Here is an 11,398-nt window from a genome sequence, read left to right on the forward strand (position 1 = left end):
GCCGTACTCGTACGCCGGGACGGCGAGGAGGGGGGCGGGCGCACCGGCGAGCGCGGCCGGCGCCGGCAGCAGAGCAGCAACACCGCGGTCAAGACCGCGGCGTGGATCCTCATCCCCCTGCTGGTCATCGGCGCCTTCGTCGGCGTGGGCTACATGTTCCTCAGCTCCCCCGGCACCCCCACCGCCTCGGGCAAGGTGAAGATCCCTCCGCTGGCCTCGCAGACCATGGAGGCGGCGACCAAGGCGCTGACGGACCTTGACCTGAAGGTGAAGACGGTCCAGGCGTTCGACGAGGAGATACCGAAGGGGTCGGTGATCGACACCGAACCGGCGGCCGACACCGAGGTGGACAAGAACTCCGAGGTGACGCTCAAGGTCTCCAAGGGCATCGAGAAGGTCGAGGTGCCCTCCGTGCTCAACATGACCGTGGAGGACGCCAAGCAGACCCTTGAGGACGCCGGCTTCGAGGTCAGCCTGCAGAGCAAGCCCTCCAGCAGGAAGCAGGGCATCGTCTTCGAGACCCTGCCCGAGGCGGGCAAGAAGGCCAACAAGGGCAGCACCGTGCGCATCTACGTGCCCAAGGAGGCGGTGGAGGTCCCGAGCGTGGTCAACCTCACCGTCGGGGACGCCAAGAACATGCTCAAGGAGGCGGGCTTCAAGTGGAAGGTCGTCGAGCAGCCGAGTGACCTGCCCAAGGACACCGTGCTGAGCCAGTCTCCCGAGGCGGGCGGCAAGTACCAGCCGGGGACGACGATCACGCTGATCGTGTCGAGCGGGCAGGCGCCCCAGCCGACCGAGCAGCCGACCTACCCGTCCGACGAGCCGACCATTCCCGACGAGCCGACGGACGACACGCCCACGCAGCCCGATGACGGCACCATCTTCGACGAGTCGCCACCCGACGGGACCTGACCCGGAACACATGACGAGCAGATGAGAAGGCCCTCGCGATCGCGGGGGCCTTCCTCGTTCCCCGTGACCTTCCGGCATCGCCTGTGCGAGAGCCCGGAAACGGGGAAGAGCCCTTCCGCCACTCGGGGGCGATGGCGGAAGGACTCTCACTGGTCAATCGCCCAGGAAGGGCGCCGCGTTACAACAATCTTTCCAGCCAGTTTCCGAGCAGCCGATGACCGTGTTGGGAGATCACCGACTCGGGGTGGAACTGCACGCCCTCGACGGGGGCCGTACGGTGGCGCAGACCCATGATCACGCCGTCACCGGTGGTCGCGGTCACCTCAAGGATCTCAGGAACCGTCTCGGGCAGGACGGCCAGCGAGTGGTAGCGCGTCATGGTCGTCGGCGACGGCAGGCCGGCGAAGACGCCGCGCCCGTCGTGCGTGATCGCACTGGTGCGGCCGTGCACCAGTTCGGGGGCCCGCGAGACGGTCGCGCCGTGGGCGATGGCGATGGCCTGGTGCCCCAGGCAGACGCCGAGTAGCGGGATGCCGTGGGCCTCGCAGTAGCCGACGAGCGGGACGCTCACGCCCGCGTTCTCCGGGGTGCCGGGACCGGGGCTGATCAGAACCCCGTCGAAGCCGGCGGCGTCCTCGACCCTGACCTGGTCACGCGGCCGCACGTCGCAGGTGGCGCCGAGCTCACGGAGGTACTGGACGATGGTGTGGACGAAGCTGTCGTGGTTGTCCACGACCAGGACGCGGCTCATCAGCCCACGCCGGTCGGGTCGAGGGAGATGCGGGGTTCGATCCAGGGGAACACGAAATACCAGAGTACGGCCGCGACCAGGGCGACCAGTACGGCGGCGGTGAACACCCTGACCGCGAGGTTTCCGGGAAGCAGCCGCCAGATCCAGCCGTACACGAGACTCCTTCTCCGGGTTGTCGGGGTTGGTCGCCGGGGCTATTCGGGTCGTCCGGGGCGGTCCTGGCTCTGGTCCAGCGCGCCGAAGACGACGAGCCGCTGGGCGGCCGAGTACTTCGGGTGGCAGGTGGACAGGGTGATCGTCGCCCTGGTCGGCGTCTTTCCCGGCTGCTCGGGGACCGGGGCGATGACGCCGAGCTCGGTGGGGTCGACGACGCGCCTGCCGGTGACCCGGTAGGTGTAGCGGGCCTCGCGGGCGTCGACCACGATGTGGTCGCCCCGCTGGAGCTCGTCGATGCGGCCGAAGGGGGCGGCATAGGTGGTCCGATGGCCCGAAAGAACGAAATTACCGATTTTTCCTGGCATAGCGGTTCCGGGGTAGTGACCTGGTCCCATCCGCAGCCGGTCCTGGTCGACGCCCTCCACGACGGCGTACCGGTAGTCGTCGCCGAGTCTGGGAATCGACAGCAGCGCGACCGCCCCGCCCAGCCGGACCGGGCCGGGCCCGTGCTCCCGGCTGGCCTTCCCACCCTCGATGAGCTGCCTTTGCAACAGCACCTGCTGCTCCGCGGTGTAGGAGCCGGTGCCCCACAACAGGTAGGCGCAGAAGAGCAGGATGACCAGGCCGGCGGTGATGCTCAGATCGCCCATGACCCTCAACACGGCTCTCACGAAGGGCAAGGCTAGCCACGGGACACCCGCCCGGTGGGAACGAATCACGGGTCCGGCAGAACATTTGCCGCAGTATGGTGCCTCACGGAATCGCCATGGCCCACCTGCGCGGACTATCCTTACACGGGACTTCACCCACCAGCGACTACGCTAATCGACATGGCCTGCGCACGGTCCGGATCGCGCAGGGTTGACGCAGGAGAAGAACCCCAGTGCCCAAGCCCAAGACTCGCAAGAAGCCGGTCTACACCCCGCCGCAGACCTCACAGCAGATCAAGATCAGCCCGCGCTGGCTGGCGCCGGTCATGGTGACCTGCTGGATCGTCGGCATCCTGTGGATCGCCGTCTACTACGTGGCGCCCACCGCGCCCGTTTTCGGCGCCCTCCAGAACTGGAACCTGCTGGTCGGGTTCGCCTTCATCATCCTCGGTGTGATCCTGTCCACCCGCTGGCGTTAGCCTTTTCCACAGGCATTATCCACACCCTGGGGAAGCATCAGGGTGTGGATCAACCGTAGATGCCGAGTTCGGCCTGGACGGCGAACGGCGGCAACGCCAGCACCAGCGCGACCAGAACGACCAGCATCGCCGCGCAACCTCCCCACTGGACGGCGTTGCGGTTCCTGGCCGGGGCGAAGGCGAACACCGCCGCGACCAGGGAGCCGGCGATCAGGCCGCCGAGGTGTCCCTGCCAGCTGATGCCGGGGATCACGAAGGTGATCACAGCGTTGATGCCGATCAGCCAGAGCACACCCTGGACGTTGTAGCCGAGCTTCCTGCCGAGCACGAACAGCGCGCCGAACATGCCGTAGATCGCGCCCGAGGCACCGACCGCGGCTATGCCGAACAGATAGACCGCGACGGACCCGCCGATCGCCGCGAGGAGATAGAGCGTCAGGAACCTGGCCGAGCCGAGGCGCCGCTCCAACTCGGGGCCGATGACGTAGAGAGCCCACATGTTGAACACGATGTGGGTCAGGGCCCAGCCGCCACCGCCGAGCGGCATGTGCAGGAAGGCCCCGGTGATCAGGCGCCACCACTCACCGTCGTAGGCGACGGCGTAGGAGTTCATCGTGAAGTTGGCCAGCACCCAGTCGGTGCGCACGGTCTCGGCGAAGTAGGCCAGGACGTTGAGAACCAGCAGCGCCCAGGTGACCCGGGGCGTGACGACCGCCCGGCCGCCGAACACCGACTGCGCCTGCCTCATGCCCCTGTTGCCCTCCGCCACGCACTCGGGGCACTGGAAGCCCACCGCGGCCTCGCGCATGCAGTCGGGGCAGATGGGGCGCTCACAGCGCTGGCAGCGGACGTAGGTCTCACGCCCTGGATGCCGGTAGCAGTTGGGGACAACGGTGTCGGGGTCACTGGACGGCTGGGTGGTCATGGTCTGTGGCTGGCCCCTTCGCGCGTTCTGTTATCCCCAGACTGCCAGCCTATTCACGATCCCGAGTGCCCGTACACACATAAACGGCGACTGAGCGACGCCGGCCGGAAACGCGAACGGCGGCCTCCGCAGGAGGCCGCCGGGCGAGAGATCAGCTCTGCACGCGCTCGATGGTCACCGATTCCAGGACCACGGGCTCGGTGGGACGGTCGCGGGCGTCGGTGTCGGTCTTGGCGATGGCGTCCACGACGTCCTGACCCTCGATCACCTCACCGAAGATGGTGTGCTTGCCGTTCAGGTGCGGCGTGGGCACCACGGTGATGAAGAACTGGGAGCCGTTGGTGCCGCGGCCCATCTGGATGCCCGCGTTCGCCATGGCGAGCAGGTACGGGCGGTTGAAGTAGAGGTCCGGGTGGATCTCGTCGTCGAACTTGTAGCCGGGACCGCCGACACCCTGACCCAGCGGGTCGCCACCCTGGATCATGAAGCCTGAGATGACCCGGTGGAAGATGGTGCCGTCGTACAGCTTGGCGGTGGACTTCTGGCCGGTCTCCGGGTGCACCCACTCGCGGGTGCCCTCGGCGAGCTCGACGAAGTTGCGCACGGTCTTGGGCGCGTGGTCCGGGAAGAGCTGGACCTTCACGCTCCCGCGATTGGTGTTGAGGTTCGCGATCAACTTCTCAGCCATGATCGGACTGCCCCCTTCAGGTTGTGGCAATGCCTATGCAACGTATTGCTTTTGTAGCGCTTTGACGATTTCGGCCGAAGCCGATCCCTCATGCATCCTCCCACGGGCCGTCATGATTGAGCCGTCTTCGAGCGGGAAGGGGTGGCGACGGGGCCCCAACGAATGGGGAGGTTGTTGTGCCTCTAGCACTGTTTGGAAAGCGCCACATGAAGATCGTGGCTCCGGAAAGGCGGCTGCGCCACGCGAAGGCTCAGGCTGTCCTCGTCGTGGATCGGGTCAGCCCGCTGGCCAGCCAGGCCCGCGACGTGGCCGGCCAGGCCTTTGAGATGGCCGATCATGCTCGCAACGTGGCCGGCGAGAAGATCATCGTCGCACGCGGGTGGGCGGCACCGAGGCTTGACGCCGCCGCGCACTCGATCGAGGAACAGCTCGCGCCGAAACTCAGCGCCGCGCTGTCCCAGGCTGCCGCGAGGATTGATCCCAAGCCCACCAAGTCCCGCGGATGGCCGATGGTCCTGCTGGTCACCGGCGTCGCGATCGGAGCGGCGGGCTACGCGCTGTACCGCAAGAACGCCGACCAGTGGGCGGACACCCTGAAGGACAGCACCTCCGACGCGTCCCAATGGGTGGGACACAAGATGGGGGCGACGGCGGGCAAGGCCTCCGACGTGACGGACGACGCCACGTCGAAGGCCGAAGAGATCGGTGGCAGGGCCGACGCCAGGGCGGAGCACACGTCCAAGAAACTGCCCTAGCGGTACGACCCGTACCCGGGTCGGCCGACCACGGCGTACGTCACCTGTCAGCGGTATGGCCCGCGCCTTCGAAGGCGCGGGCCATACCGCTGTGCGGACCGCGCACCATTGACCGATTCACCAAGCGCTTGTTAGAACGTGTTCCTGAGACAGAAGGAGCACCCGATGACGCTGTCGCCCCTCGACGACCATCCCGTACACCAGTCACCCGAGGTGATGCGGCACGTCACGACCTCGGACCGTAATTTCTACGACCGGTACTACTTCAACTGTCACGCCGGATCCGACGAGCTGATGCTCATCGTCGGCCTCGGGCAGTATCCCAACCTCGGGGTCACCGACGCGTTCGCCTGCGTACGCCACCGGAACCTGCACCGCGTGGTCCGGGCCTCCCGGGAACTCGGCGACGACCGGATGGACACCCGGGTCGGCCCGTTCCGGGTCGAGGTGATCGAGGGACTCAGACGGCTGCGGGTGGTGCTCGACCCCACCGAGCACGGCCTCTCCTTCGACCTCACCTGGGAGGGCACCATCCCGGCCACGCTGGAGCCCCGGCACTTCTTACGCCGGCAGGAACGCGTGCTGTTCGACTCCTCCCGGCTGGCCCAGACCGGCAGGTGGAGTGGGCACATACTGATCGGCGACGAGCGCGTCGAGGTCACCCCGGACCGCTGGCAGGGCACCCGCGACCGCTCGTGGGGCATCCGCCCGGTCGGCGAACCCGAGCCCCCCGGCATCCAGGCCCGCGACGCCGGTACCTTCTACTGGCTCTACACCCCGATCCAGTTCGACGACCACGCCATCCTGTGCATCGTCCAGGAGGACGAGAAGGGCCGCCGGGTGCTGGAGGAGGCGGTGCGGGTGTGGGGGTTCGGCACCCCGAGACAGGGCGAGGAGGAGTATCTCGGCCGTCCCGAGTACCGTCCGACGTACGCGGAGGGCACCCGGGACGTACGAGAGGCGACGATCTCCTTCTCTCCGCCGGGTGGCAAGCCCTTCGACGTGCACTGCACCCCGATTCTCCCGGTGCACCTGATGGTGGGCACCGGATATGGCCTGGAATCGGACTGGAGGCACGGCATGTACCAGGGGCCGGAACCGGTGGTCCAGGGCGTCACCCACACCCTTCCGGAGGACGCCGCCACGATGTGGGGCCTGGTCGACGCGGTCGGCCGCTTCGAGTACGACGGCCACGTCGGTTACGGCCTGTACGAGTACTGGGCCCTGGGCCCGCACCCGACCTTCCCCGAGGGCTGAACCGTACCGGCCCCCCAACACGGTACGGCCTCCCGGGACGCTCCCCGATCGTCCCGGTCGGCTGCGAGCCGGCCGGAGTCACTCCCGCACGGGTTTCCCCGGCCGGCTCGCAGGTCTTTGGGATCACCCCCGCGGAGCTACTCCTTCTTGGCGCAGGTGACGACGGGGGCGCCCTCGACGGACGTGCTCGTGACCTTGACCATGGCACCTCCGGGCCCCTCGGCCCCCTCGACCTTCTCGGCCTTCCTGGCCCCCTCGACCCTCTCGGCCCCCTCGTGAACGTCCTCGAGGATCACGGTCATCGCCACGGCCTCCGGGGCCCCGGGCACCGCAGGCACCGAGGGAGCGGCCATGACCTTGACGTCCTTGCCAGGAGTCACGCCCTCGGGAAGCGGAGGGAGCACCTTCGCGTCCTCCCCTTCCGCCCGGGTGCGCCTGAAGTCCTTGACCTGGCCGCTCGGCACCCCGGCCTCGTCGGCCCGTACCAAGGGCGCGGCGGGCGATGATCCGGCCTTCTCCAACTCCTTGATCTCGGCCTCGGTCAGCCGGCGCGTTATCAGGGTCGCCTGGCCGCCACCCTCGCACTGGATCTGCACGGTGCCCTCCTTGGGACCCGGCGTGGGCGTGTCGTCGGCGTTGGCGGCCCCGGTCAGGGTGGCCATCAGTGCCCCCGCGGTCACCACGGCGGCGGCGAGCATGCGGATACGCATGGGTGTTCTCCTTGTCAGGCGGATCTGGAGATCACAGACTCCCGCCCGCTGCCTGAACCCAGCCTGAAGGCGGCAGAAATCATCTTCAGGTTGGCTTTAGGCGGAGTACGGCACTCTGAGCGGTATGCGTGTGCTGCTGGTTGAGGACGAGAAACGTCTGGCCCATCTGCTGAAGGATGGGCTGGCGGGCGAGGGGTTCGCCGTCGACGTGACGTACGACGGGCGCGACGGGTTGTGGATGGCGACCGAGAACCCGTACGACGTGATCGTGCTGGACGTCATGCTGCCCCGGATGAACGGTTACACCGTCTGCGCCAGGCTCCGCGACGCGGAGAACTGGACGCCGATCCTGATGCTCACCGCCAAGGACGGGGTGCACGACGAGGCCGAGGCCCTGGACACCGGCGCGGACGACTTCCTGTCCAAGCCGTTCTCCTACGTGGTGCTGCTGGCCCGGCTGCGCGCGCTGGTACGCCGGGGCGGCCACGCCAGACCGGTGTCCATCGTGGTCGGCGACCTGAGCGTCGATCCCGCGGGGCTCCGCTGCCGCCGCGGGGAGGTGGACATCCCCCTCACCCCCAAGGAGTTCGCGGTGCTGCACGGCCTGGCGCGCAGGCAGGGCGAGGTGGTCTCCAAGAGCGAACTGCTGGCCCAGGCGTGGGACTTCTCCTACGACGGCGACCCGAACATCGTGGAGGTCTACATCAGCGCGCTCCGCCGCAAGATCGACTCTCCGTTCGGCCGCTCGTCGCTGGTGACGGTGCGCGGCGCCGGCTACCGGTTGGAGGCCTGAAGATGGCGTCGCGCCTGTCGGTGCGGCTCCGGGCGACCCTCGCGGCCACCGCCATCGTCGCGGTCGCGCTGGGCGTGGCGGCCGCGGTGCTCGTCGGCGTGCTGACCGGGAGCCTGGCGCGGAGCGCCTCCAACGAGGCCGTCCGCCGTGCCGACGCCACCGCCAAGGTGCTCGCCGGCGGCGTGGCGGTCGCCGGAAAACCCGCCGATACCGTCAGTCTGGCGAAGACGACTCTCCTCGATCCCGACGTCAAGATCCTCACGTACCCCGCACCGCTGGTTTCCGAGCTTTCGGCCCTGAGCCCGGCCACCACCGCATCGCCCATGGGAAAGTCCCCGGGAGCCGTGCGAGACTTCCAGGCCCAGCCCACCGAGGTGGCGCAGTGGGCGCCCGGAGACGACTTCGCCCTGGCCACGATGCCCGTGGACGCCGCCGACGGCGTGCTGGTCGTGCAGGCCAGGGCGTCACTGGAGCCGACGGGAGACGCGCTGCGGGCACTGTGGGGCCTGCTGCTGCCCGGCATCCCCGCGCTGCTCCTGCTGGTCGCCGTCCTGACCTGGCTCGCCGTCGGCCGGGCACTGGCACCGGTCTCGGCCATCCGTACCGAGATGGCCGACATCACCGCCAGCGACCTGCACCGGCGGGTCCCCGTACCGCGGTCGCGCGACGAGATCGCCCGCCTCGCCGAGACCATGAACCGCACGCTCGACCGCCTCGAACTGGCGGTCAGCCGGCACAAGCGCTTCGTCGCCGACGCCGCCCATGAGCTCCGCAGCCCGCTGGCCATCCTGAGGACGCGCCTTGAGCTGGCACCGCCGGGGCCGCTGGCGGCCGAGGCGCTGACCGACGTGGAACGGATCCAGGCGCTCACCTCCGACCTCCTCCTGCTCGCCCGCCTGGACGCGGCAGAGCCCGTCTGCCACGAGGAGGTGGACCTCGGCCAGGTGACGGCCGAGGAGGCGGCCCGATCGCGGCCCAGGCCGGAGATCAGGGTGACGCTGGAGGTGGCGGCCGACACGGTGGTCCTCGGCTCGGCCGGGCAGTTGCGCCGCCTGGTGGCCAACCTGGTGGACAACGCCGTACGTCACGCGAACTCCGCGGTCACCGTCCGGCTGGCATCCGACGGCGGTGAGGCGGTGCTCGACGTGTGCGACGACGGCCCCGGCATCCCCGCCGAGCACCACGAGGCGGTCTTCGACAGGTTCACCCGGCTGGACGAGGCCAGGGACAGGGACGCGGGCGGATCGGGCCTCGGGCTGGCCATCGCCAGGGACATCGCGGTACGGCACGGTGGCAGCCTGCGCATCGCCGGGGAGAATCGCGGAGCCTGCCTGCAGGCCCGCTTTCCTGTGATATGAACCACACACGCGATCCATTCGTCCCCCCGGGAGGCCCGCCATGCCCACCCCCACCCGTCGACTAATGATCTTCAGAGGCCTCGCGGGCGGCGCCGCCGCCGCGATCGCGTCGGCCGTCGCGTTGGTACGCCCGGCCGAGGCGACCGAGGCGACCGAGGCGACCGAGGAGACCGGAGAGACCGCCGGTCCCGTGCTCGCCAAGACCAGCAGCATCCCCGTCGGCGGTGGCCGGATCATCAGCGGCAGATGGGTGGTCACCCAGCCCGTCAAGGGCACCTTCCGTGCCTTCAGCGCCAAGTGCACCCACCAGGGCTGCGCGGTCGCCACCATCCGCGGCGGGATCATCAACTGCCCCTGCCACGGCAGCAGGTTCCGGATCGCCGACGGCTCGGTGGCCAGGGGGCCGGCCACCCGGCCGCTGGCCCGCAGGAAGATCAAGGTCTCCAAGGGCGTCATCCGGCTCGGCTGATCGGCCGGTGCTCCCCTGAATCCCGTACGGAGATGTCTTCGTGACGTCCGCGAGCATCCCCGTGCGCCCCAGAGGGGCACACCCGGCGTTTTCCGGCTCTGCGGATCCGGTACCGGAAACGCCGTGCGCTCAGAGCAGGCGTGTACGGCAGCCCAGTTCGTCGCCGATCCGCCGGAGTCCCGCGGTGAAACCGTCGCGCGTGCTCCTGTCGAAGCCGAAGAAGAAGCGGTTGGCGAGCGGCACGCCCCACCGTCCCCGGGTCGCGACGTTGCGGACCCGGTGGGTGAGCAGGGCGCCCTCCGAGTGCGGCTCGACGGCGTACTCCCCGCGGTACCACCAGCCGCCCTGGAAGGCGATGGTGTGTTCGCCTACCTCGACGGTCATGGTGTGTATCGGCGTGCTGAGGGTGAACCGCTCCGGGCCGCCCGCCACGACGCCGCCGTGCTCCGCCAGCAGCCAGACGTTGTCCGCGCCGACGGGCCCGGGACGCACGGCCAGCAGCAGCCGCTCCACCCGGTCTACCGGGGTCTCGATCACCCCGGCCGCCTCGAACAGCGGAGTGGACTTCACAGTGAGCTCCCAGGGGTGTTCAGCCGTGCGGCGTCGTCAGGGCGAGAGGGCGAGCAGCGCGTGGCAGTGCACCGTTCACGCTCAACGGCCCCGAAAATATCTTATATATGTCTCTAAAATCATCATATAACATCGCCTGAAAACACATATCTGTTTTCTCGGGAAAATCCCTCCACATTAACCGTCAGGTCGCACGTAGCGGTATAACTCTTACTTTCTGGCAAGCGGCATTACAGGGTTAATCCCTCCTGCCAGCGGATAGGCGTCACATATGCGAAGCACCGTCCACCGCTCCCTGATCGCAGGCGCCATCTTCGCCCTGACCACAACCCTCCCCATCGGCGTCGCGCACGCCGCGATCGACCCCTCCCCGGATTTCCAGCAGGCCCCCCTTCCCGACCAGTTCACGATCCTCAAAATGGGCAGCAGGGGAATCGAGGTGCATAATGCGAAGAAAAGACTTAGAGATCTGGGCTTCACCCCGGGAAATCTCAGCTCCACGTATGATTCCGCGCTGCGCATGACCGTATGGGCCTTCCAGAAGGCCAACGGGTTGAGGCCCGTCGACAGGATCGACCTGCCGACCTGGCAGGCCCTCCTGCGCCCCAGGCGCATCAGGCCCCTGGTGGGGTACGGAGGGCCCGAGCGGGCCGAGATCGATCTGCGACGCCAGCTCCTCACGGTGTGGAAGGAAGGCAAACCCGTGCTGGTGACCCATATCTCGACCGGTGCCCGCATGTCGTACTGCGAGAAGGGCCACTGCGGGTTCGCCGACACCCCGGTCGGCGACTACCGGGTCGGAGCGCGGATCCCCGGCTGGTCCACCGGGATCCTGGGATCGATGTTCTACTCCGTCTACTTCAACGGTGGCATCGCCATCCACGGCTCCACCCTCGTTCCCCGCTTCCCCGCCTCCCACGGGTGC

At 68.4% G+C, this 11,398-nt stretch carries 15 protein-coding genes; 8 read left to right on the forward strand and 7 right to left on the reverse strand.

Features of this window, described 5'->3' with window-relative positions; translation table 11 throughout:
- Nucleotides 1-912, forward strand: a 912-nt coding sequence (locus tag ABZ260_RS35675) for a PASTA domain-containing protein (RefSeq protein ID WP_355626447.1), incomplete at its 5' end; no start/stop codon positions are given.
- 178 nt (nucleotides 913-1,090) lie between these two features.
- Here the strand turns inward: ABZ260_RS35675 and ABZ260_RS35680 are convergent.
- From ABZ260_RS35680 to ABZ260_RS35690, 3 genes are read right to left on the reverse strand one after another with little or no spacing between them, the layout of a single operon-like run.
- On the reverse strand, nucleotides 1,091-1,663 hold the full coding sequence (locus ABZ260_RS35680) for a gamma-glutamyl-gamma-aminobutyrate hydrolase family protein (protein WP_350913953.1): 573 nt from the start codon (nucleotides 1,661-1,663) through the stop codon (nucleotides 1,091-1,093).
- Nucleotides 1,663-1,818, reverse strand: a complete 156-nt coding sequence (locus ABZ260_RS35685) for a hypothetical protein (protein WP_350913951.1) — start codon at nucleotides 1,816-1,818, stop codon at nucleotides 1,663-1,665. Before ABZ260_RS35685 ends, ABZ260_RS35680 begins: the two co-directional genes overlap by 1 nt.
- Before the next feature lie 39 nt (nucleotides 1,819-1,857).
- Nucleotides 1,858-2,490 carry a class E sortase gene (locus tag ABZ260_RS35690; protein WP_355626449.1) on the reverse strand — a complete coding sequence of 211 codons (633 nt, stop codon included), beginning with the start codon at nucleotides 2,488-2,490 and terminating at the stop codon, nucleotides 1,858-1,860.
- A 212-nt stretch (nucleotides 2,491-2,702) separates the two neighbouring features.
- Here ABZ260_RS35690 and ABZ260_RS35695 point away from each other — a divergent pair, with 212 nt between their 5' ends.
- Nucleotides 2,703-2,948 carry a cell division protein CrgA gene (locus tag ABZ260_RS35695; RefSeq protein ID WP_355566193.1) on the forward strand — a complete coding sequence of 82 codons (246 nt, stop codon included), beginning with the start codon at nucleotides 2,703-2,705 and terminating at the stop codon, nucleotides 2,946-2,948.
- A 49-nt stretch (nucleotides 2,949-2,997) separates the two neighbouring features.
- Here the strand turns inward: ABZ260_RS35695 and ABZ260_RS35700 are convergent, their stop codons facing one another.
- Both ABZ260_RS35700 and ABZ260_RS35705 read right to left on the reverse strand, forming a co-directional pair.
- The gene (locus ABZ260_RS35700) at nucleotides 2,998-3,873 is read right to left on the reverse strand and encodes a rhomboid family intramembrane serine protease (protein ID WP_350913946.1); all 876 of its coding nucleotides are present in this window, start codon (nucleotides 3,871-3,873) and stop codon (nucleotides 2,998-3,000) included.
- Between the two features lie 151 nt (nucleotides 3,874-4,024).
- Nucleotides 4,025-4,561: a peptidylprolyl isomerase gene (locus ABZ260_RS35705; RefSeq protein WP_343970656.1), complete on the reverse strand. Its 537-nt coding sequence runs from the start codon at nucleotides 4,559-4,561 to the stop codon at nucleotides 4,025-4,027.
- Nucleotides 4,562-4,767: 206 nt separating this feature from the next.
- Between ABZ260_RS35705 and ABZ260_RS35710 the strand changes: the two genes are divergently transcribed.
- Together ABZ260_RS35710 and ABZ260_RS35715 are read left to right on the forward strand one after the other, a co-directional pair.
- Entirely contained in the window at nucleotides 4,768-5,316 is a 549-nt protein-coding gene (locus ABZ260_RS35710; RefSeq protein ID WP_355626451.1) for a hypothetical protein, read from the forward strand.
- Between the two features lie 165 nt (nucleotides 5,317-5,481).
- A complete protein-coding gene (locus ABZ260_RS35715) occupies nucleotides 5,482-6,573 on the forward strand; it encodes a hypothetical protein (protein WP_355626452.1) in 1,092 nt (363 codons plus the stop codon).
- 137 nt (nucleotides 6,574-6,710) lie between these two features.
- On the opposite strand, the gene ABZ260_RS35720 is transcribed toward ABZ260_RS35715, so the two are convergent.
- Nucleotides 6,711-7,283, reverse strand: a complete 573-nt coding sequence (locus ABZ260_RS35720; RefSeq protein WP_355626453.1) for a hypothetical protein — start codon at nucleotides 7,281-7,283, stop codon at nucleotides 6,711-6,713.
- A 124-nt stretch (nucleotides 7,284-7,407) separates the two neighbouring features.
- Here ABZ260_RS35720 and ABZ260_RS35725 point away from each other — a divergent pair, with 124 nt between their 5' ends.
- The 3 genes from ABZ260_RS35725 (at nucleotide 7,408) to ABZ260_RS35735 (ending at nucleotide 9,903) form a co-directional block, all read left to right on the forward strand.
- Nucleotides 7,408-8,076 carry a response regulator transcription factor gene (locus tag ABZ260_RS35725; RefSeq protein ID WP_355626455.1) on the forward strand — a complete coding sequence of 223 codons (669 nt, stop codon included), beginning with the start codon at nucleotides 7,408-7,410 and terminating at the stop codon, nucleotides 8,074-8,076.
- A gap of 2 nt (nucleotides 8,077-8,078) precedes the next feature.
- Complete coding sequence (locus tag ABZ260_RS35730) at nucleotides 8,079-9,434, forward strand: HAMP domain-containing sensor histidine kinase (protein WP_355626457.1); 1,356 nt, start codon at nucleotides 8,079-8,081, stop codon at nucleotides 9,432-9,434.
- Nucleotides 9,435-9,498: 64 nt separating this feature from the next.
- Nucleotides 9,499-9,903 (forward strand): Rieske (2Fe-2S) protein, encoded by a 405-nt coding sequence (locus tag ABZ260_RS35735; protein WP_355626459.1) that lies wholly within the window; start codon nucleotides 9,499-9,501, stop codon nucleotides 9,901-9,903.
- 129 nt (nucleotides 9,904-10,032) lie between these two features.
- On the opposite strand, the gene ABZ260_RS35740 is transcribed toward ABZ260_RS35735, so the two are convergent.
- Entirely contained in the window at nucleotides 10,033-10,473 is a 441-nt protein-coding gene (locus tag ABZ260_RS35740) for a hypothetical protein (RefSeq protein WP_355626461.1), read from the reverse strand.
- 271 nt (nucleotides 10,474-10,744) lie between these two features.
- On the opposite strand from ABZ260_RS35740, the gene ABZ260_RS35745 reads away from it, so the two are divergent.
- Nucleotides 10,745-11,398, forward strand: a 654-nt coding sequence (locus ABZ260_RS35745) for a L,D-transpeptidase family protein (protein WP_355626463.1), incomplete at its 3' end; no start/stop codon positions are given.

The organism is Streptosporangium sp. NPDC006013 (genome assembly GCF_040614275.1).
Classification (GTDB): domain Bacteria; phylum Actinomycetota; class Actinomycetes; order Streptosporangiales; family Streptosporangiaceae; genus Streptosporangium.

What these genes read in the sequence shown, in the direction of transcription:
- ABZ260_RS35680 (WP_350913953.1), bottom strand. Translation starts at nt 1,663, where the DNA reads ATGAGCCGCGTCCTGGTCGTGGACAACCACGACAGCTTCGTCCACACC.
- ABZ260_RS35700 (WP_350913946.1), bottom strand. Translation starts at nt 3,873, where the DNA reads ATGACCACCCAGCCGTCCAGTGACCCCGACACCGTTGTCCCCAACTGC.
- ABZ260_RS35705 (WP_343970656.1), bottom strand. Translation starts at nt 4,561, where the DNA reads ATGGCTGAGAAGTTGATCGCGAACCTCAACACCAATCGCGGGAGCGTG.
- ABZ260_RS35710 (WP_355626451.1), top strand. Translation starts at nt 4,768, where the DNA reads ATGAAGATCGTGGCTCCGGAAAGGCGGCTGCGCCACGCGAAGGCTCAG.
- ABZ260_RS35715 (WP_355626452.1), top strand. Translation starts at nt 5,482, where the DNA reads ATGACGCTGTCGCCCCTCGACGACCATCCCGTACACCAGTCACCCGAG.
- ABZ260_RS35720 (WP_355626453.1), bottom strand. Translation starts at nt 7,283, where the DNA reads ATGCGTATCCGCATGCTCGCCGCCGCCGTGGTGACCGCGGGGGCACTG.
- ABZ260_RS35725 (WP_355626455.1), top strand. Translation starts at nt 7,408, where the DNA reads ATGCGTGTGCTGCTGGTTGAGGACGAGAAACGTCTGGCCCATCTGCTG.
- ABZ260_RS35730 (WP_355626457.1), top strand. Translation starts at nt 8,079, where the DNA reads ATGGCGTCGCGCCTGTCGGTGCGGCTCCGGGCGACCCTCGCGGCCACC.
- ABZ260_RS35735 (WP_355626459.1), top strand. Translation starts at nt 9,499, where the DNA reads ATGATCTTCAGAGGCCTCGCGGGCGGCGCCGCCGCCGCGATCGCGTCG.